Annotated in this window: 20 protein-coding genes and 1 pseudogene; 6 read left to right on the forward strand and 15 right to left on the reverse strand. The window is 50.0% G+C overall.

Annotated features, from left to right (window positions below):
• Positions 1-110: 110 nt before the first annotated feature.
• Positions 111-332, reverse strand: coding sequence for a hypothetical protein (locus tag AC6I8T_RS25830; protein WP_244634095.1), 222 nt, complete (start codon positions 330-332; stop codon positions 111-113).
• A 345-nt stretch (positions 333-677) separates the two neighbouring features.
• Between AC6I8T_RS25830 and AC6I8T_RS25835 the strand changes: the two genes are divergently transcribed.
• Complete coding sequence (locus AC6I8T_RS25835) at positions 678-1,715, forward strand: tyrosine-type recombinase/integrase (protein ID WP_497834795.1); 1,038 nt, start codon at positions 678-680, stop codon at positions 1,713-1,715.
• A gap of 7 nt (positions 1,716-1,722) precedes the next feature.
• On the opposite strand, the gene AC6I8T_RS25840 is transcribed toward AC6I8T_RS25835, so the two are convergent.
• The 3 genes from AC6I8T_RS25840 to AC6I8T_RS25850 form a co-directional block, all read right to left on the reverse strand.
• Complete coding sequence (locus AC6I8T_RS25840) at positions 1,723-2,580, reverse strand: helix-turn-helix transcriptional regulator (protein WP_497834796.1); 858 nt, start codon at positions 2,578-2,580, stop codon at positions 1,723-1,725.
• 22 nt (positions 2,581-2,602) lie between these two features.
• Positions 2,603-3,235, reverse strand: coding sequence for a YbhB/YbcL family Raf kinase inhibitor-like protein (locus tag AC6I8T_RS25845; protein ID WP_208726935.1), 633 nt, complete (start codon positions 3,233-3,235; stop codon positions 2,603-2,605).
• A 509-nt stretch (positions 3,236-3,744) separates the two neighbouring features.
• Positions 3,745-4,071 carry a hypothetical protein gene (locus tag AC6I8T_RS25850; RefSeq protein WP_208726936.1) on the reverse strand — a complete coding sequence of 109 codons (327 nt, stop codon included), beginning with the start codon at positions 4,069-4,071 and terminating at the stop codon, positions 3,745-3,747.
• Between the two features lie 418 nt (positions 4,072-4,489).
• On the opposite strand from AC6I8T_RS25850, the gene AC6I8T_RS25855 reads away from it, so the two are divergent.
• The 3 genes from AC6I8T_RS25855 to AC6I8T_RS25865 all read left to right on the forward strand — a co-directional run bounded on the left by AC6I8T_RS25855 (position 4,490) and on the right by AC6I8T_RS25865 (position 6,647).
• Positions 4,490-4,891, forward strand: a complete 402-nt coding sequence (locus AC6I8T_RS25855) for an H-NS family histone-like protein (protein WP_021184006.1) — start codon at positions 4,490-4,492, stop codon at positions 4,889-4,891.
• Between the two features lie 443 nt (positions 4,892-5,334).
• Entirely contained in the window at positions 5,335-5,859 is a 525-nt protein-coding gene (locus tag AC6I8T_RS25860; RefSeq protein ID WP_497834797.1) for a cysteine hydrolase family protein, read from the forward strand.
• Positions 5,860-5,891: 32 nt separating this feature from the next.
• The gene (locus AC6I8T_RS25865; RefSeq protein ID WP_208727097.1) at positions 5,892-6,647 is read left to right on the forward strand and encodes an AraC family transcriptional regulator; all 756 of its coding nucleotides are present in this window, start codon (positions 5,892-5,894) and stop codon (positions 6,645-6,647) included.
• Here the strand turns inward: AC6I8T_RS25865 and AC6I8T_RS25870 are convergent.
• The 8 genes from AC6I8T_RS25870 to AC6I8T_RS25905 all read right to left on the reverse strand — a co-directional run bounded on the left by AC6I8T_RS25870 (position 6,644) and on the right by AC6I8T_RS25905 (position 14,996).
• Positions 6,644-8,221 (reverse strand): DHA2 family efflux MFS transporter permease subunit, encoded by a 1,578-nt coding sequence (locus tag AC6I8T_RS25870; protein WP_497834798.1) that lies wholly within the window; start codon positions 8,219-8,221, stop codon positions 6,644-6,646. The two genes, AC6I8T_RS25865 and AC6I8T_RS25870, sit on opposite strands and share 4 nt — an antisense overlap.
• Positions 8,214-9,332 carry an HlyD family secretion protein gene (locus AC6I8T_RS25875; protein ID WP_208726939.1) on the reverse strand — a complete coding sequence of 373 codons (1,119 nt, stop codon included), beginning with the start codon at positions 9,330-9,332 and terminating at the stop codon, positions 8,214-8,216. Before AC6I8T_RS25875 ends, AC6I8T_RS25870 begins: the two co-directional genes overlap by 8 nt.
• Positions 9,329-10,810, reverse strand: coding sequence for a TolC family protein (locus AC6I8T_RS25880; RefSeq protein WP_497834799.1), 1,482 nt, complete (start codon positions 10,808-10,810; stop codon positions 9,329-9,331). The genes AC6I8T_RS25875 and AC6I8T_RS25880 overlap by 4 nt, the downstream gene beginning before the upstream one ends.
• 524 nt (positions 10,811-11,334) lie before the next feature.
• A complete protein-coding gene (locus tag AC6I8T_RS25885) occupies positions 11,335-12,207 on the reverse strand; it encodes an arginase family protein (RefSeq protein WP_497834800.1) in 873 nt (290 codons plus the stop codon).
• A gap of 10 nt (positions 12,208-12,217) precedes the next feature.
• A complete protein-coding gene (locus tag AC6I8T_RS25890) occupies positions 12,218-13,198 on the reverse strand; it encodes a quinone oxidoreductase family protein (RefSeq protein WP_497834801.1) in 981 nt (326 codons plus the stop codon).
• Between the two features lie 175 nt (positions 13,199-13,373).
• Positions 13,374-14,099, reverse strand: a complete 726-nt coding sequence (locus AC6I8T_RS25895; RefSeq protein WP_497834802.1) for a cyclase family protein — start codon at positions 14,097-14,099, stop codon at positions 13,374-13,376.
• Positions 14,096-14,590 (reverse strand): DMT family transporter, encoded by a 495-nt coding sequence (locus AC6I8T_RS25900; protein WP_497834803.1) that lies wholly within the window; start codon positions 14,588-14,590, stop codon positions 14,096-14,098. Before AC6I8T_RS25900 ends, AC6I8T_RS25895 begins: the two co-directional genes overlap by 4 nt.
• Entirely contained in the window at positions 14,568-14,996 is a 429-nt protein-coding gene (locus AC6I8T_RS25905) for a DMT family transporter (protein ID WP_497834804.1), read from the reverse strand. The genes AC6I8T_RS25900 and AC6I8T_RS25905 overlap by 23 nt, the downstream gene beginning before the upstream one ends.
• Before the next feature lie 220 nt (positions 14,997-15,216).
• On the opposite strand from AC6I8T_RS25905, the gene AC6I8T_RS25910 reads away from it, so the two are divergent.
• Together AC6I8T_RS25910 and AC6I8T_RS25915 are read left to right on the forward strand one after the other, a co-directional pair.
• Positions 15,217-15,789, forward strand: a complete 573-nt coding sequence (locus AC6I8T_RS25910; RefSeq protein WP_208726943.1) for a TetR/AcrR family transcriptional regulator — start codon at positions 15,217-15,219, stop codon at positions 15,787-15,789.
• Between the two features lie 199 nt (positions 15,790-15,988).
• A pseudogene (locus AC6I8T_RS25915) lies at positions 15,989-16,102 on the forward strand (HigA family addiction module antitoxin); the annotation flags it as partial.
• Between the two features lie 168 nt (positions 16,103-16,270).
• Here the strand turns inward: AC6I8T_RS25915 and AC6I8T_RS25920 are convergent.
• The 3 genes from AC6I8T_RS25920 to AC6I8T_RS25930 all read right to left on the reverse strand — a co-directional run bounded on the left by AC6I8T_RS25920 (position 16,271) and on the right by AC6I8T_RS25930 (position 18,364).
• Positions 16,271-16,576: a type II toxin-antitoxin system RelE/ParE family toxin gene (locus AC6I8T_RS25920; RefSeq protein WP_208726944.1), complete on the reverse strand. Its 306-nt coding sequence runs from the start codon at positions 16,574-16,576 to the stop codon at positions 16,271-16,273.
• Complete coding sequence (locus AC6I8T_RS25925) at positions 16,573-16,860, reverse strand: damage-inducible protein J (RefSeq protein ID WP_208726945.1); 288 nt, start codon at positions 16,858-16,860, stop codon at positions 16,573-16,575. Before AC6I8T_RS25925 ends, AC6I8T_RS25920 begins: the two co-directional genes overlap by 4 nt.
• Before the next feature lie 196 nt (positions 16,861-17,056).
• Positions 17,057-18,364, reverse strand: coding sequence for an IS4 family transposase (locus tag AC6I8T_RS25930; RefSeq protein WP_303465395.1), 1,308 nt, complete (start codon positions 18,362-18,364; stop codon positions 17,057-17,059).
• Positions 18,365-18,476: the final 112 nt, after the last annotated feature.

Consider the following 18,476-nt stretch of genomic DNA (forward strand, 5'->3'; position numbering starts at 1 on the left):
GCAGTTATGGGAAACTTTATCACCTGGCTGTCTCACTGGGGCTGGCACTGGTATTTTTTCAACGGCCTGCCCCATACCTTTATGGTAAAAAAGTTAGATCCATATGGATTTTAATTAACTTCAACTTTCTCTACAATAAATCCATCCCTACGGAAAAAGTCTAACACTCGTTCTATGTTGCCTATGCCCCACTGATTAGATATTGCCACAACCTCGCCAGATGCAAGCTCGATCAAGTCATCGTCATTTATATGATATCGGTTTCTTCTCTCGTCACTGATAAGTTCTGCTAAGGCAATAGTACGGTTTTTTATGACTCCAGATAATTTCATATGGAGCTCATCAAAGCTGGCTGGATTATTTTTTTCTATCCAGTCAGTGAAAATCTCTAAAGCCAGATTTCTTTTGTTCAGGGTAAGTCCCTTATATTTATAACTTGAGTAGTCTTTTTCTGACTTCTTAGCTCTCTAACTTTACATAATGGGAGTTATGTAAAGTTAGGATCCTTTAAAGGATCCGGGTATGATAATTGCCACCAATCGTATTTTTGGCATCAGCAACAAAACTGTGCATAAATCAGGCGTCGCTACGCAAAATTTGCAGGGTAATTCCCCGCGCGTTATTCCAGAATTTACGTAGCGCGATCAATTCAATAATCGGCCAAATAACACACAATAATGACGGAATTTGTACAGAACACCGCTCTGGCTCTCAACTTCCCCGATGACGGTGACATTTCAGCGCGACTGAAAGAGTTTGTTCAGGACAGGGATGCGTTTTCAACCAACACCTGGTCACAGCTGATGAGTGTAATGGCAGTATGCTGGCGCTGGTCGCAGGAAAATCAACGCAGCTTTTTGCCAATGTTGTCCAGCGATCTCCGTGACTATCTCTCCTGGCTACAGCAGGCCGGACGGGCCTCAAGTACCATTTCAACCCATGCCTCGTTGATCTCAATGTTACACCGTAACGCCGGAGTCACACCGCCAAACGTCTCACCCCTGATTTACCGTGTAATGAAGAAGATAAACCGCATGGCGGTGACGTCCGGCGAGCGCGCTGGTCAGGCCGTACCGTTCAGACTGGCTGATCTGGAGAAGGTGGATGATTGCTGGGCGGGCTCTGAACGCTTGCAGGAATTGCGTAACCTCGCCTTTCTGCATATCGCCTACAGCACCCTACTCCGTATCAGTGAAATTTCGCGCATCCGCGTGCGCGATATCTCAAGGGCTGAAGATGGGCGGATCATTCTCGACATTTCACATACAAAAACTATCGTCATGACGGGTGGACTGATCAAAGCGCTGAGCAGCTATTCCAGCCAACGTATTGATGAATGGCTTAAGGCATCTGGCCTGTTAAGTGAGCCTGATGCATTTCTGTTCTGTCGGGTTCACCGTTCTAACAAAGCGCTTCCGTCAGAACACCAAATATTAAGTCGCCCTGCTGTTGAGGACATATTCAGAAAAGCCTGGGATGTTGCGGGTCAGATCGAGCCAGTCAGGGCAAATAAAAACCGCTACCGTAACTGGAGTGGTCACAGTGCGCGTGTTGGTGCTGCGCAGGACATGACTAAAAATGGCTATCCGGTAGCGCAGATCATGCAGGAAGGCACCTGGAAAAAGCCTGAAACCCTGATGCGTTACATCCGTAATGTTGATGCGCATGAAGGTGCGATGGTCGATATGATGGAAAAAAAGAAAGGCAGATACTGACCTGAAGTTATCTTAGCTGTGCTGGCGAATTACCAAAGCGATAGCGGAATCGTTCGGTAAATCGTGATACCGATTTGTAGCCGCATGCATCAGCAACCTGGGTAAGATTCCAGTGGGTAGTTTGGATCAACATCAGAGCATGGTGCATCCGGATATCCAAAAGCAACTGTTCAAACCGCACGCCCTCCTGCCGCAAGCGTCGGCGAAGTGTCGATTCACTCATCGCCAGTGCATCACCGGCCAGTCTGGCGGTCCATCCTTTATCCGGCGCTTCTCGTAACAGCTTGCTCAGACGTGGAAAAATTCCCTGCTGATGAGGTAATAAGAAGTGAACACGTTGTTCCGCCAGTACCAGAAGAAGGTCAAAGATGCGCAGGCGAACCCGCTCATCACTCATCAGTGGGTTTTGCAGCGTTGCCAGTAAATCTTGCACTGAGTCTTGAATATCGCTCAGTAATTCCACTGTGGTTATCTGCGCATTTTTTCTGGCAGCGGCGAGATATTGCGGAAAATGTTGATAGAAACCGTCGAGCACATCCGAATTCAGGGAAATAAACAGGGAACGAAACGGGGAAGCATCGTTTGCCGGATACTTAACATAGTCCGCATCGACCCCCTGGTCGATCACGCCCAGCAGCGTTGGTGTGTTCAGTTCATACGAAGTTGCGACGTGGGAGAACTCAATCCTGCCGGAAAGCACCAGCAACAGCGTCGGTTCATAAAAGAAAAATGAACTCGCCTTCTGCTGAATCTTCAATTCTGGCCATGCAACGGAGATTAAATTTGCCCGCCGAAGACTGTCATGGGAAAAACCAGACCCTGGCACTGGACTCTCTTTAACAGGCAATGCACTTTCACTGGTCATGGTTTTTCCTGATTTTGTATCGTTAAATCTTCACGTCTGGATTCAGGCTATAAAGCCCGGTCAGCTTCGCTTCAGCCAGGACATGACTCTTTTTCACTGCTTGCAGGATGTTAGCTCCAGTCAGTTCGCCTTCGACTGTCAGGGTCGGCGTTGCCAGTGCATATAATGTGAAAACATAATGATGCACGATCTCATCATTCCAGGGTGGGCATGGGCCATCATAACCATAGTAAGTCCCGCCCATCGCATCATCGCCAGCAAACCAGGCGGTATAGTCGTTGATGCCATGTTTCAGTCCACCAGGTGCTTGCGGCCCGGTTTTGCCCTTGGCCGTAATGCCGTTTGACTGTGCACCCTCAGCGATTTCTGTCTGTGTAGCCGGAATATCAAACAGCGACCAGTGATAGAAATCGGTTCGCGGCAGTGAAGCCGGAACAACTTTGCCTTCCTGATTGACGTTTTCGCCGCTGGTCGGGACATCGTAATCATGGCAAATCAATACCAGTGACTGTGTTCCGGCAGGCAGATCTGACCAGCCGAAATGCGGGTTCTGGTTATCAGACAAACGTACATGGCTCTGTGCATCATAAACCGCGAAGCTGTTTTTCCCGGGGATGACATCCCCGTCATTGAAGCTGTGGCTGAATAATTTCATCTCTTCTCCTTGTGCGACTCGGATGGAACGACAATCAACGTCAACCTGATTATAAGAAGCTTCTCGACTTCATGACGATCTAATCCGGTCAAATTTATCCCCGAAGCCGTCATTATGGACAGGATTGGTTATCTGATGTGCATCATCATGGCTTGAGGTTACTATGGACTTTCCGGAAGTACGATTCAAACAAAACTAAAGTTTATTAAAGTTGTCTTTAATAAAATCCACAGCCATTAAAATCATTTTTAGTACATTGTCAGTTATTAAAGACAGGGATACATCGTCTCGCTTCCAGGAACAGAGTACCTTCAGCAATCAGCGTGACTCTGCGTTTGCTGCGGTGAAACAGGCACTGGACCAACATCGACTGTTGCGCGTGATTTTTGTCATCGATGCTGTGCGCAAAAAAATCTCCCTGTAATAAGTGAAATAGGATTAATCACATAGGTTTCAACCGACAAACAATAGCCGAAACCGATATTTTATTGCCATAGATTCTGAACCATCTATTCATATTGAAAAACGATGTCGATCTTTTCTTCGGCAACATTGACAGTTATTTCACATTTGGACCAAATCGCAGTCCCATCAGGCATACCGCTTTCGACAGAATGCTGCTGAAGTTCGCGTAACGCTTCGGATAAGTCGGCAACAGCCAGATGATCAGGCTCGAACCAGTCCGGCTCGCCACTGTCATCCAGATAATCAAATTCGAACTCCCCTGCTCCAGTTGCAGAAAACAGTTTGGCTTTGACAAACAACTCGCTGGCATTCGCGGGTCCACAGCTATAAATAATCTGTCCGATCCTCTGATAAAGAAGTTCGTCTTGCATTGCTTCATCTCGATGAATACTTTTCTAGTACAGTATCATGATGTTGCGATCTTCCATCACACATAATTTCCGAAAGTCACTCTGGCTACTGGGATCCTTTGGATCTGATTATCCTGTCAGAACAATGCCAGACTGAAGTTACATTTCGTATTCTTCAACGTGAGATGATTTGAAGAGTTAAAGATAAGATTACGTTTTTTCACATAACCTGCACAACCTATGTCTAAAGAGAAAATTTAAGAGAAGGTGTTACCTCATCTCTTAACAAAATGGGTAAGAGAATTGAAAATATAATAGCTTCATCATGAAAATTCCCTTCACTGGAAAGATCAGTATGTATATACTCAATTTAAAGCAGTATTTGAGGTCATGCAGATAACGACCTTCTTACATTCAAAACCAGATTTTGGAGATGTCCATGAACGAATCACTGAAAGCGATAAATAACATTCGTACACTCCGTGCACAGGCACGAGATCTGGCTCTGGCTGATCTTGAAGAAATGCTTGAGAAATTAAGCGTAGTCGTTGCAGAACGTCGTGAAGAAAGTCATGCCGAAGAAGCAGCCGTTCGTGAGAAAGCTGAGAAACTCGCTAAATATCGTGAGCTGTTGCTGGAAGACGGTATTGATCCTACTGAACTGCTGGGTGCTTTGCAGAGTGCAGGAAAACCTCGCGCAAAACGCGCACCTCGTCCGGCCAAGTACAAATATACCGATGAAGATGGCCAGGAAAAGAACTGGACCGGCCAGGGCCGCACGCCAGCTGTGATTAAAGCGGCAATCGACAGCGGTAAATCTCTGGATGATTTCCTCATCTAAATAGCCTGTCGATGTGATGTGGGCGAAGTGCCCACATCATTGCATTTCTTTTTTGCCGTCTATTCAATCAAGACTTATCACTGTTGCATCACATCAACAAGTTTCTAATCCTATTTCTCTGGCCCTGCACCCGGGTTAATAACGAGCAACACCACTGAGTGCGAATTGTTGAGCAAGACATGCGCAGTACGATTAATTTTGCATAAGTAAGCACACTGTATACTTTATTCGAAGCTTTATGTTAGTTTCGTCATGAGTACCTGCCACCCAAGAGTGAGACAATGCATCTGATTACGGTCACCACCACATCCACTACTACCACCGCAACCTGCGGCGGCGTGAGTGTTTCTGTGGCGAATATCTGAGCAGACAGAATCTCAAACCCCGCCGCTCTGGACGGGGATAAAAACTCCGTTCATCGCCGTTTTGAATGGAGACACTTCATGAAAAATGCATTACTGATTATTGATATGCAACAGGGACTGTTTCATGGTCCACACATTCCCTATGCTGCCAGCTCAGTTTTATCCAATATCAGACTTCTGATCAAAAAAGCCAGATCGTCAGGTACTCCGTTGTTTTTTGCCCGCCACACCGGCCCGGATGGATCACCTTTTAGTGAGCAGAGTCCCTTGACGCAACTGATACCTGAACTTGACGTCAATGTTGAACAGGACAGCGTATTTATCAAAAAATATCCTAACTGTTTCCGTGATACGGTACTGCTACAACAGCTTAAGCTACGCAATATTGATCAACTGGTGATTGCCGGAATGAAAACAGAGATTTGTGTGGATACCACCTGTCGTGCAGCTTTTGATGCCGGGTTTAAAGTGGTGCTGGTTTCAGATGCACATACTACGATCGATAATCCGGCCCTGACAGCGGATAATATTGTTCGCCATCATAACCAGACTCTGGCTGGCCCCTTTGTTAGTCTGGTCAGCACAGAGGAATGGGTGGCATAAAACTGAGTCAAATAACTGTGCTTAATAATGCAATGAATCATTTTTTTCCTGAACAGGGTGTGATGCCGGTAACGGCCGTATCGGCAGACTTCATAAATGGACATGTTATTCCTGCGCACAGTCATGACCTCGCTCAACTGCTGTATGCGATTGAAGGGGTCTTGGTCATTGAGACCAGTGCAGGGCGCTGGGTCGTCCCGCCCAGCAGAGGTGTTTGGTTAAAAGCAGGTATCAGCCACACGGTGCGTATGCGTGGTGCGGCCAGGATGCGCAGTATTTTTGTGCTGCCCGATGCGATACCGGGACTTCCCGACGAGGACTGCGTTATTGAAGTGTCTCCGTTACTGAGAGAGTTGATTTTGGCGGCGACCAGAGTCGAGGGAGATTACCTGCCAGATAGCCGTGACGCACGTCTGATGCGGTTTATCCTTGATGAGTTGTGCACATTACCGGTTTTACCCTTCAACCTTCCCTGGCCGCAGGATTCCCGCATTTTACGAGTTTGCCAGATGCTGTCTGCGGAACCCTCTGATGCCAGAACCGCTGACGACTGGGCTGACCTGCTGTCGATGACAGTTAAAACTTTCCATCGTCAGTTCCACAAACAAACCGGCGTGACATTTGGCCGCTGGCGGCAGCAGGCCAGACTGCTGCTGTCGCTGGAGTCTCTGGCGCAGGGCCAGCCGGTTTTACAGGTGGCGTTACAGCATGGCTATGAGAGCCAGAGTGCTTTTGCGGCGGCTTTCAAACGTCAATTTGGCATGCCGCCTTCGGCTTTTTATTCTTAATCGTTGCTTTTTCGCAGTACCAGCCCGGTGATGACGCAGAGCAACATGGCGATCCCCGCGAGATAAAAAGCATCGCTGTATGCCATCAGCAACGCATTCCGTTGTATCTCCTGGTTGATCAGTGCCATCACCTGCATACGTAAACGGGTTAAACCCTCTCCATAGAGTGCCGTAGCGTAACTGATGTGCTGGTGAGACAACCGATTCACTATCGCGGCCATGTTTTCCTGGGTGCTCAGGGAAAAATCCGTGACAGCGTCACCGAGTCGTACGGCATGAAACCTGGCGCGCTCCACCACTATCTGACTCGACAGCGCGATCCCTACCGCGCCGCCAACATTTCTTACCATGGAGAACAGACCCGAGGCAGATCCAACCTGTTCTTTTTCCAGCCCCTGAATCGCCATCACCCCTAACGCGACGACGACCAGCGACTGGCCGATGCCGCGTACCACCAGTGAGGGCACAATCACATTGGCCGCCGCATCAGGATTAAGATGGATGTTCATCAGGCATCCCAGAGCCGTGATGAGAAATCCGACGATGATGATGGTTCGCGCACTGGTCCAGCGCATTAAATGCGGTGTGGCGAAAGACATAATCAACTGAATGATGCCATAGGGGATCATCATGATACCGATCTGGCTGGCGTTATATCCCTGTACCTCGGCGAAGTAGTTCGGCACCAAAAAGACCACGCCAAATACCACGGCACCAAAGCAGAACTGCATCAGGCTGGCGATGCCAAAATTGTAACGCCCCAACAGACGAAGGTTGATAAAAGGTGTTTTACTCCTGAGTTCAACCCAGACAAACCCCACCAATCCGATCACAGCCAGCAACGTACAGTTAATGATATAGGCAGAAGAAAACCAGTCGTTACGCTCGCCCTCTTCCAGCATGATCTGGAGTGCAGACAACCCCAGTGCCATAGTGATAATGCCCCACCAGTCTCCCTGTCGTAACTTTTCCAGCATCAGTGGCTGGGGTTTAACCGACCAGCCAATCGCCGCCAGCAACAACAGACCCGGTGGCACCTGCAAATAGAAAATCCACCGCCAGGAATAGACGTCTGTCAGCCAGCCTCCCAGTGACGGCCCGGCAGCCTGAGCAACATTGTTGGCAACGGCAAACAGGGCCATGCCCAGCGCATGCTTTCTGGCAGGCAACTCACTGACAATAAGTTGAAAAGAGAGCGGGATCAGAACGCCACCGAAGGCGCCCTGTAACGCGCGGGAGACGATCATGGTCTGTATATTCGGTGCCATTGAGCAGAGGACCGAAAAGATCACAAAGCCCGTGGTCCCGGTCATCAGGACTCTGCGCATCGAAAAAATTGATACCAGCCAGCCTGTGACAGGGATGATGATGATTTCCGCTACCAGATAAGCCGTGGTGATCCATGACCCCTCTTCAAAAGACGCACCCAGTGAGCCGCGTATATCCGGCAATGAAGCATTAGTCACATGCACATTCATCCCCGCCATAAAACAGCCCACTACGCTGCCCAGCACGGCTACCCAGGTACGAAGCGAAATGGAGTTTGTGGGTTCTATGGTCAGTTGCTTAGTCATGATGGGTGTCCACGGTCACCAAAACGGACATCCCGGGACGAATCACATCTTCTCCGTTCTGTCCTTCTGAGAGCCGAATCTTCACCGGCATACGCTGGACAATTTTGGTGAAGTTCCCCGTCGCGTTATCTGGCGGCAACAGCGCGAACTGTGCGCCAGAGGCTGGCGCGAAGCTGTCCACCGTTCCACGAAAGCGCCTGCCACCATAGGCATCAACGCTGATTTCCGCAGGCTGACCAATGTGCATGTGATCAAGCTGGGTTTCCTTGAAGTTGGCAATCACATAGACATTGTCAGGCACCACCGCGAGTAAAGGTGCCCCCGTTTCAACATATTGCCCGGTTCTGATGGATCGCTGTCCGACGGTGCCGGTAATCGGACTGATGATATTGGTACTGGCTAAATCAATCCGCGCAAGATTCAGTTGCGCCTGAGCCTGGCGCAACGCCGCATCAGCATTGTCCTGCTCGGCTACGGCCGCCTGCCGCTCACTCGCCAGCACTCCGCTCTCCTGTCGGGTGATTGATAATGCAGCCTGTGCCTGCGCAACTGAGGCAACCATTTTTTTCATCTGGGCGTTAGCGGATTCCAGCAGTTGTTCACTGCTGACATGCTGGCTGACCAGCCGCTGCTGTCGCTGCGCTTCCTGCACGGCACGGGCGGATTCGGCCATTGCTGCATGGACGGTTGCCATCGCTTCATCAACGCGATTTTTCTGCTGTGCCTGACGTACATCCAGATTGAAAATCTGCGCCTGCCGGAGACGCTTTTGCGCCTCTGCTGACTTCACGACCGCTTCCGCCTGACTAACCTTCGCCTGATATTCATTATCGTCAATCCGGGCCAGCACCTGTCCTGCGCTGACACGCTGATTATCCTGAACCTCTACGACCGCGAGATAACCACTGACCCGTGGTGCAAGCGTCACAATATCGGCCCGCGCATAGGCATCATCGGTATCGCTCATCCAGCGGGCGGTTGTCCACCAGTAAATTCCCCATGTCAGTGCGATGATCAGCAGAAATATGGCGATCATCAGAGTACGGGGGCGGGGTTTTGCATAGCGATGAGTAAAGGCCTGCTTTTCAGCAACCTGCGGATTCTTGGTCATTGTTTTATTTCTCTGTTATCGACAAGGGAGATCTGAGATGGAACAGGCCTACGCTGCGGCTCTGGTAAGGGTATGGCCGGAGCCTGCTGCCAGCCGCCCCCGAGCGATTTAAACAGCGCGATCTGTGTATTGATCAGTTGGGTGTCGGCGCTGGCTAACTGGTGCTGAATAGCGATGTCAGTGCGTTGTGCATCCAGAAACGCCAGCGCGGTCGCTGCGCCCTCTTTTCTGGCAATGGACGCAAGTTTTAACGCATGCTGACTGCCAGCCGCCGCCTTTTGTAACGCGGCATTCTGTTGTAATGCCGCGTTATAATTCGTCATACCTTGCTGTACATCTTTCAGTGCACCAAGAATGATGGCATCGAAATGTGCCAGAGCAGACTGCTCATGGGCATTCGCCTGAGCAAGACGTGCGCGTTGCTCACTCACATTCGGGAATGACCAGGAAATAAGTGGGCCGAGGCTCCAGACGGTCGCTCCGCTTTTATCCCACCCATCTGGCTGATGGGCTGAGCTGAACACGCTGCCGCCAATCGATATTTGGGGGTAGAAGTCGGCAGTAGCGACGCCGATGCGAGCCGTTGCCGCAATCAACGCCTGCTGGGCCTTCAGGACATCCGGGCGTCGACTTAGCATTCTCATCCCCTCACTATGAGGAACCGCAATGCTTGTCAGCGAGGGCGTTGACTGACACTGCATTGCCGCCTGAGGTGGATTGTCAGGCAATTGCCCCATTAATACGGCAAGCTCAGCAAGGGCATTGTGGCGCGCAGCCTGTAAGGGTGGAAGCTCAGCTGCTGCCAGTTCAACCTGGTTCTGCGCACGTATCACATCCAGCTCAACACCTGCACCGGACTGATACAACTGGCTGGCGAGTTGCTGGCCCTGTGCTGCCAGCAGCAAAGAACGCTGTGCGATACCGATCCGCTGGGCGTAACTACAGGCACTGAGCCAGGCTCGGGTGGTTTCGGCTGCAACCAGCACGCGCGCGCCCTCCTCTTCTGCCATCACCGCCAGCGCATCAGCGTTGGCTGCATGGCGCATCGAACGGAGGCGACCAAAAAAATCGATTTCCCACTGCACATCGATACCAATGCCATAACGTGCACCGGTACGGATATGGTCGGATTGATTCAGAGCGGCTTCTAACTGGTCATTTGCAGTACTGCCGTATCCGGCCTGAGTATTCAGGGATGTCGTGGGAAGACGCGCTGCATCCGTTTCATCCACCACAGCTTTTGCTGCCCGGAGATTTGCAGCGGCCATACGCAGATCGCGATTTTTAGTCAGCGCCTGTTCAACCGCGTGATTCAGATCCGCATCGTGATAGAGGGTCCACCACTTATCAGGGATGGACGCGCTTTGCCCGTCGAGTTTCACGGGTAAAGTGGTTATGGGGGGCTGTTCTGGCCCTGATGTACAACCTGCTAACAGCAGGGGGAATAAGGCAACATAACATCCTGCGGATTTGTTCATTGGGCAAACTCGTTAATGAGAATGCGTCCAGGTTACTAAATTGCTGGGTGTCTTTATGTCGCGTGCTGGACTATCTTTATCGCGAAATGGACATTCGGGCATAGCGAAGGTAGCGCGACGGGAAACTTTCTTGCCCTACCCTTTGGTTGAACAACCAGCGAAGTATAGGGTTGGGGTGGTCAGATTGGTCTGAACCCGGTCATCTGTGCTTGGGTACAACATGAAATACTTCATACTTATTATGTTAAATTAGATATTCCGTTAATCCCGGAATACCTCCTCTCCCGAAGCGGCGCGATTCATCGTGATCCTCTGGCATCGATGCTGAAAACCCGCGCCGCTACAGAATGATTCAGACACCGATGCCGATCAATATCTAGTCATTTATGATGCCAGCTACGTTTTACGCCCAGGCGGTTACGGTGGTAATGCGCTTTACCCGATTTAGTCTGTCAGTGTGATGTGGGCTATGTACCCACATCAATCCATCTCCAATACAGGCGATTATGGTTCTTTTGAACGTTTTATTTCAGCAGCGGAAGTAACGCCAGCATATTTTTTAAATTAATCACATCCCATGGAAGATGCTCCGCAACGGTGAGACCTACCGGTGCTGCAGATGCGGATGCAATGTTGATAAGCTCTATAACCTCTGAAATCGAGAGTCGTCCCTCTGCCGCATCCCCGAAATCATGCTGACCTCTGCCCGGACGGGCAAATAAAACGGAACGGAACATTGCCGGGTCGAGCACGTCCAGGTCCAGATGAATAGCCAGACAGGTTATGTTTTCCCGCTGAATCCAGTCCAGCACTGCCCCTGCCCCTTGCCTGACCTCATCTGGCCCGCAAGTCGCAATTCCGTGTTCAGCAATAAATCCCGCTTCGTAATCCAGAGGATCGTGTATGCCGGCAATCATCACTTTTTCGGGAGCAAGGGGGTGCGTAATATCCCGAGTCAGGTCTTCATCACCATTCCCCATTAGTGCGCCAAGTACATGGGCGTGTGAATGGGCAAACTGATCCGGCGTCATGACATCAGGGTGGGAATCTACCCATAGTACACCCAGTTTTTCACCGTAGGTTTCCACAAGGTAGGAAAAAGGAGCCAGTGAAACCAGACAATCACCCCCCAGCGTGACAAGGGTGTCCGGGCGATTCTCACGGATCAGGCTGCGGGCGTTGTGCAGTTGTGATACCACCTGAGATCTGCCAATGATGCCTTCTTCATTCTCCAGAGGAATACCCGCAGGCGGTAAAACGTTAACCTCTGCAGTCAATCCTTTTTCAGCAGGGGCAAGCCAGGCGAGCAACTGCGAACCAAAGAAGTAGGATTCATTGTTACCTCCCTGCCATTGGGGAAAAATCAGTCTCAGATTATTGCTATTAGAGTCACTCATCAGGTAATCCTTAGTCTTCACTCAGTTTGAGTAAAATAGTGCCTTTTGCTGTTCGCGAATTCAGTTTGTTATAGGCCGCGGTGAAATCCTGCATTGCATAAATGCTGTCGATATTTGGCCTGACTTGCCCCGAAGCAATATAATCCTGAAGCGATTTCATAGCCGCAGCCACATCATCATCCGTTTCCATCCAGGCGTCGTAACCCAGTAGTCGTTTCTCTTCTACCACCAGATCGGGAATATCAATTTTCCCCTCCGTTCCGGCAACAAAGCCGATGCTGACTGCAGTTCCGCGCGGGCGAAGCGTCTTTATCAGTTGCCCGAGCAGCTCACCGCCTACCGGATCAAACACCATGTCTGCACCTCTATTTTCACTCAGACGTCGTATCTCTTCATGCATATCTTGTTGTGATAAATTAATGACATGATGAGCGCCTGCCTGCTTTGCGTGTATCGCTTTATCGGTTGTAGAGACCAACGCAACCGAAATTGCTTCCAGCGCATTCGCAATCTGAATGAGTGCGTGGCCCACCGAACCAGTTGCACCCGCGATCACCACCAACTGCCCCTTCTTTACATCCCCTACACGTGTCATAGCCTGGAAGGCGGTCACGTAATTGATCGGTAGTGCAGCGGCATATTCCAGGCTGTAGTCTGCGGGAATCTCGACCAGGCGTTTATCTTCCACCAGGACAAATTGCTGCTGTAACCCGTCTTCTGTGATCCCAAGTTGACCGCCGCCATAGATGGCCACTTTTGTACCGGCTTTGAACCTGTTGCTCTGCATAACCATGCCTGAACCATCGTTGCTTAACACCAGAGGCGCTATGGAAGATGGAACGCGGCCGGTCAGAACCAGATTTGACAACGGATTGACCGTGGCAGCATACATTCTGACTAACGTGTGTCCCTGGCGCGGGGTTGGAATGGCCCGCTCTTCGATTTCAAACCAGGCAGATGGTCCGAGGTTCTTTGCTACCAGTACTTTCATCAACGAGTGCTCCGAAGCGGATCGTGCACGGGTCATTGCAATATCTGTCACGGTGAAATTTACTCCAAAATAATGAATGAATGATCATTCATTTTAAAGTTAAAGCCTCTTCATGCAAGTGAACATTCCGTCTACCGCATCAGGGGTTAAAACAAACCGTTGGAGATTATTCGTTTCAGTAGACTGCCGCAAAAATTCGAGCAGGAAAACTCGCCATCGGGACACGCGGAGGTACCGCGGTCAGATAAGCATTTTTTCCCATCAGACTACCGATGTTTGTCATATCTTCGGCAACCACAACGTTATTTTTGAGCAAGATATCGTGTGCAGGAATCGATGAGGCATCGTTGTAGTTATCAATAAGCACCGAGTCGATCCCAACCAGTGCAGCGTGATTTTTCGCCAGCCATTTAGCTCCCTCAGCTGACAGATAGGGAGGATTATCGCTGTACGCCTCCGTACCGAACAGCCGGTCGCGCCCGGTCATCAACAGAACGGCTTTCCCGGCGACATTTTTTCCCTGAAACGCGGAGGAGAAGAATATCTTCTTGCCAGGTGGCAGCCTTACAATAACTACCGGCAGATTAACGAGTTGCCTGAGATCGTAGTCCGATATCTTCTTTCCGTGTGGATCTGCATGGAAGGGGGCATCGATGTACGTACCGGAAATGCCCAGCAGCTTTATGCCATCAATGATTGCACCGTTTTTGCCGCGCTCAAGCCTGGTATACAGCTCCACTTCACTGAGTCCGGGATAGGTTGTCATGTTTTCATGCAGCGGGTGATTCAGTTCAATATATTCTTTAACCGGTGGCAGTGTGGTCGCCAGGGCAGCTCCGCAGAACATACCGGTTTCCGTCAGCAGAATAATGGTGAAGGTTATAATTCGACCGAACATCATGATGTCATCTCCGGTTGAAGGCGACGTTTCAGATTCACCTCAGCAATGACGATGGACGCCACAATCAATGTGGTTGCGGCCACGTCGGTGACGGTTAGACGCTCACCGAAAAACAGCGCACCGGCCAGCATGGCTGCAACCGGAACCAGTGCTACTGTCATACCCGCTGTAGATGCCCTTACCTTCCATATCCCGTGGAAAAAGAAAACATAGGGTAATGCCCAGACGAACAATCCGTAGTAAACCAACGTGATGGCCTGGCTCTGGCTTATCGCGAGCAGATGAAAGTCCCCACCTTCTGTCAGTGACAATGGGAATGAAAGCACCGCACCCACCAGACAAACGCCCGTTGCCATAGTCACAGGCGGCAGTTGGGATGAGAGTTTCTTGGCGAAGATAATGACTAACGCAGTGGACAACGTTGATAGAGCCAGGAAGAAAAGGCCGTAAGCATTACTGTGGCCGTCATTACCTGTCGTGGGTACGGTCATTACGATAACGCTGAGAACAGCCAGTAGCACAGCGAAACCTGATTTCAGGGTCAGCTTTTCCCTGAGAAAAATGACCGAAAAAATCAGGACAAACGCTGGCGATAACCGATGCCGCGACAGCAGAGGTATCCGGCAGTCCGTAAAGCAGAAAAACAGTGTACAGAACAGCGCCAAACAGGGCCTGCACGCCAATCGCCGCCCAGTCACGGAGCGAGACAGCAAGCCAGCGAGTCTTGTCAATCATTAGGGAAAGCGGGAAGAGTGCAGCCAGTCCGATCAGAAAAGTGATGAATGTGAAAGTCCAGGTCGGAATGGAATCCATTGCTTGTTTGGCAACAGGATAACTGATGCCAACCAGTATGTAGCACATTGCTACGCATAACACGCCAGAGTGTTTCCTTAACATCGTTTCACCTCGTTGATGATGAATGAACAGTCATTCATTTAATGCGAAGTGATACTGTTTCTTCTGTCCGGTGAAAAATATGAAATTGCTATGACGCCCAGTTTATCAGGGGGTGTTACGCACCAGTCGTTCGGTGTTGCGCCGGTTGGGGGATCTGGGGAGAACCGTATGGTAAAGGCCGTTGGAAAAAGGATAAGATTGCTTTCAAAGGAGATTATTAATGACAAAAGATTCGGCCACCTACCATAAACTGATAACTGCTGCCGCTGACTGCTTTGCCGAAAAAGGGTTCAATGCCACAAGCGTGCGGGAAATAGCCCTTCGTGCGGGGATCAGCCAGGGGGCAATGTATACCTATTTCAGGAGCAAGGATGAACTGATTTCAGCCATTGTGCTGGAAGAGCAAAAATCAGCGCTTAATGCACAGAATGAATCCTTTTCTGGTTCATTTTTGGAAAGGATTTGCTCACTGGTCTCTTCCTGCATCAGTGATGTCGGTTATCCGGCTACGCACCGACTTTGGGTAGAAATTATTGCAGAGTCGGCGCGCAACACTTCCCTCGGAAATACCTTCATTTCCAGTGATATCGCCATGCGCCATGGGATTGGCAATATCATCCGTCAGGGAATTGAGAGTGGAGAATTCAGAAAAAATCTTGTCGTAGAAGAAACGACGATTGTGATTTTTGCGATCATTGATGGGCTGATTGCCCGTAAAGCTATCAACAAAGATTTTTCTCCGCACAAGGACCTGAGCACGTTTAGTGACGTTTTACGTCATCTCCTTACCTGATTTCCTGGGGGCAGCATTGCGAGACAGTCATTCTGAACAGGCGACACAGTGTCTTTTTGCCTGCTCTGATTAAGGTAATATTATTCTGTTGCATGTCATGCAACACACACTTTGTGTGTTCGACATCAAGTAACAATGAGAAACACAGATGATTAAAACCTCGCTACATAAGTGGCTTGAGGAATGAGAGCTTGCCCGCGCTATGGCCGTAACGCCCTCCACAGCTTCACGTATGGTTTCTGGATTGACTGCTATCACACCAGAAATGGCTATCAAGCTGCCTATGACCTGGATCGTGCGGAAAATTTTATAAGCCTGACCCTTTACAAGGCGCCAACTGAGCCGATTAAGAGGCTTTAAAGCCACAAGTAATATTATCCTGCTGCTTGTGGTTGGCCACATTTGCCGCTACCCGTTTCTGCCTGCCAAACCAAACCTGTAGTAACCTTCTTACTATTCGAATCTTAAAAGCCTAATAGACTTAACTATGGCTGTATCGCCCGGCTATTTTTCGGGATGTATGAAGGACACGGAGGATGCTTACTTTGGTCTCGTCAGCCACATACACAACTATGAAGGGAAAATGTGGTATTACGAGCTTTCTATGTTTGACGGTGCGCCCGGCCTGTACTCCAGCCATAGGGTTTTCCTTGAGTATACTCACCATCGCTGCGAGTCTGTCATCGGCAGCAATGGCGACTAAAGCACCTGCTTCTTTGTTCAGGTAGAGAAAAATGTTTTCTCTGTCAGCCAGCGCGCGTCTCTCCCAGACAATATTCGTGGTCACAATTTCCCCTGAGCAGCTCGCTGTCGCAGATCATCCATGTGTTTTGTCACTTCATCATTGTTAAGGTACTCGCCTTCACCAGAGTTATGACGATTGAACGCGTGAGCTATCTGTTGCTCCAGCCAGTGCTCATGATCACTGTTTTGAAATCGGAGTTCTTCTGCTGCCAGCTCTTCTGCGCGCTGACGCATGAGTTCAGTAAGGCTCATCTGCTGGCGCTCCGCGGCAAGCATGGCCAAACGTTTCGTTTCATCATCTATCCGAAAATGAATAGTGCTGCTCATAATGCTGCCTCTTGTGGTGTCGTTTGTGTTGTCATTATGAGCGTAAACCATCTTAGTGTCATCCTCGGATGCAAAACTAATCATGCAGCCAAACTACTGTATACTAATTATGTTAAATACGATATCCCGCTAATCACCAACCCTACACCCATCCCGTAACGGCGCGATTTATCGCGTAATGCTTGTCAGTTAAGCCTCAGTCATGCCGGAACGCATAGCGTTTCGGCCTCTTTTTTACCGCCCGTGGATAATGCCTCTGCCTTCGCTTCGGAAGCACGAAGCTTCCTGCCATCTCCATTATTTCATTTATTATTCGCGGGATTTTTCCCGGTGCTACGGCGGGCAGGATGCTTAGCTGGCCCGTCAGATAAAGCGCGGCCTGCTTAAAGCCCATCTGATAAGGTTCCACATTCTTCAGGCTGTAAGCCATCTGCGCCATCATAAAGCGCAGGAGATTGTACGCCAGTGCAACGCCCCATAACTCCTGTCTCACCAGCTCCGGTTTTTTACTTCTCAGCGTCAGTTCATTGTTCAGTAGATGCTGTTTCATCTCCCGGAAGCCATGCTCGATTTCCCAGCGATACCCGTAAAGCTCAACGATATCCGCCTTCGGATAACGACGCGCATCGCACATCGAGGTCAGGATTTGTACTGTTTTCCCGTTAACCTGCTTGCTTATCAGCCGCGCCGTCAGTGTCTCCGGCGCATCTTTCCATTTTTTGCGCGCCTGCCACGACAGGTCGAACTCTACCAGCTCGTGGCCTTTGTCCAGCTTTTTCAGAACCCGGTACTTTGCATCTTTACGCAATGGAAGCATCCAGTGTCGCCCTGTCCCGGATGTCTGCCAGTAGTGCAGCAGGCCGAGCGCATAGAAGCCTTTATCCAGTATAGTCAGTGAGTTATCGGGAGTCTGTTTCACCAGCCCGGCGGCAAGGTCAACTTCGCTGGTTTCTGTCACACTGCCAAAACTCACACCTGACAGCAGATGGCTGGTCACTTCCATCTGGCAGACCATGCGTAACTGCGGCCAGTCAGAGCGGCTGTGTATATTTGCCGTTCGTCCAAAAGCGGCATCGTTTTCCGGCGTATCGGGCGCACGCCATAGCGTGCCATCGACGGCCAGCAGGGTCAGACCATTCCAGTTCGACAAGGGTGTTTTGTCGAACCAGAGCTGGCGGGACTTCTCAAAAACCAGACGAACAACATCTTCACCGAGTCGCTGACGCGCCTGCACCACGGCGCTGGGCGCGACAAAAGGACGTTTACCCGGTAACACGATATCCAGATGAGAAACAATCTGGTTCATGGAAAGCGAACGAAACAGGGACATGCCGGTAACAGCCCAGACCATCATATCCATTGGGAGGCGGCGTTTTCGCAGAGTCACGACACCGGTATCAACCAGACATTCATCAATGAGTTCGGGTGAGAGCAGATCGGAAAGCGCAGAAAATTCTTTCGGCGTAAAGTTCAGGACGGTATCGAGAGCCTGGCTGAGTAACATAAAAAAATCCGTAATCCCCGGGAGATTACAGATTTTTGCAGAACTACAGGATCGTTCAATCGATCATTTCATGCTTAACTGATCGGCATTACGCGATTTATCGCGCGGTTTG

The sequence above is a fragment of the Pantoea sp. X-Soil-OKNW-556 genome (genome assembly GCF_059730695.1).

Bases quoted from the DNA above. Each gene is read 5' to 3' on its own strand.
- AC6I8T_RS25830 (WP_244634095.1), bottom strand. From the start codon at position 332: ATGAAATTATCTGGAGTCATAAAAAACCGTACTATTGCCTTAGCAGAA.
- AC6I8T_RS25835 (WP_497834795.1), top strand. From the start codon at position 678: ATGACGGAATTTGTACAGAACACCGCTCTGGCTCTCAACTTCCCCGAT.
- AC6I8T_RS25840 (WP_497834796.1), bottom strand. From the start codon at position 2,580: ATGACCAGTGAAAGTGCATTGCCTGTTAAAGAGAGTCCAGTGCCAGGG.
- AC6I8T_RS25845 (WP_208726935.1), bottom strand. From the start codon at position 3,235: ATGAAATTATTCAGCCACAGCTTCAATGACGGGGATGTCATCCCCGGG.
- AC6I8T_RS25850 (WP_208726936.1), bottom strand. From the start codon at position 4,071: ATGCAAGACGAACTTCTTTATCAGAGGATCGGACAGATTATTTATAGC.
- AC6I8T_RS25855 (WP_021184006.1), top strand. From the start codon at position 4,490: ATGAACGAATCACTGAAAGCGATAAATAACATTCGTACACTCCGTGCA.
- AC6I8T_RS25860 (WP_497834797.1), top strand. From the start codon at position 5,335: ATGAAAAATGCATTACTGATTATTGATATGCAACAGGGACTGTTTCAT.
- AC6I8T_RS25865 (WP_208727097.1), top strand. From the start codon at position 5,892: ATGAATCATTTTTTTCCTGAACAGGGTGTGATGCCGGTAACGGCCGTA.
- AC6I8T_RS25870 (WP_497834798.1), bottom strand. From the start codon at position 8,221: ATGACTAAGCAACTGACCATAGAACCCACAAACTCCATTTCGCTTCGT.
- AC6I8T_RS25875 (WP_208726939.1), bottom strand. From the start codon at position 9,332: ATGACCAAGAATCCGCAGGTTGCTGAAAAGCAGGCCTTTACTCATCGC.
- AC6I8T_RS25880 (WP_497834799.1), bottom strand. From the start codon at position 10,810: ATGAACAAATCCGCAGGATGTTATGTTGCCTTATTCCCCCTGCTGTTA.
- AC6I8T_RS25885 (WP_497834800.1), bottom strand. From the start codon at position 12,207: ATGAGTGACTCTAATAGCAATAATCTGAGACTGATTTTTCCCCAATGG.
- AC6I8T_RS25890 (WP_497834801.1), bottom strand. From the start codon at position 13,198: ATGAAAGTACTGGTAGCAAAGAACCTCGGACCATCTGCCTGGTTTGAA.
- AC6I8T_RS25895 (WP_497834802.1), bottom strand. From the start codon at position 14,099: ATGATGTTCGGTCGAATTATAACCTTCACCATTATTCTGCTGACGGAA.
- AC6I8T_RS25900 (WP_497834803.1), bottom strand. From the start codon at position 14,590: ATGACCGTACCCACGACAGGTAATGACGGCCACAGTAATGCTTACGGC.
- AC6I8T_RS25905 (WP_497834804.1), bottom strand. From the start codon at position 14,996: ATGTTAAGGAAACACTCTGGCGTGTTATGCGTAGCAATGTGCTACATA.
- AC6I8T_RS25910 (WP_208726943.1), top strand. From the start codon at position 15,217: ATGACAAAAGATTCGGCCACCTACCATAAACTGATAACTGCTGCCGCT.
- AC6I8T_RS25925 (WP_208726945.1), bottom strand. From the start codon at position 16,860: ATGAGCAGCACTATTCATTTTCGGATAGATGATGAAACGAAACGTTTG.
- AC6I8T_RS25930 (WP_303465395.1), bottom strand. From the start codon at position 18,364: ATGTTACTCAGCCAGGCTCTCGATACCGTCCTGAACTTTACGCCGAAA.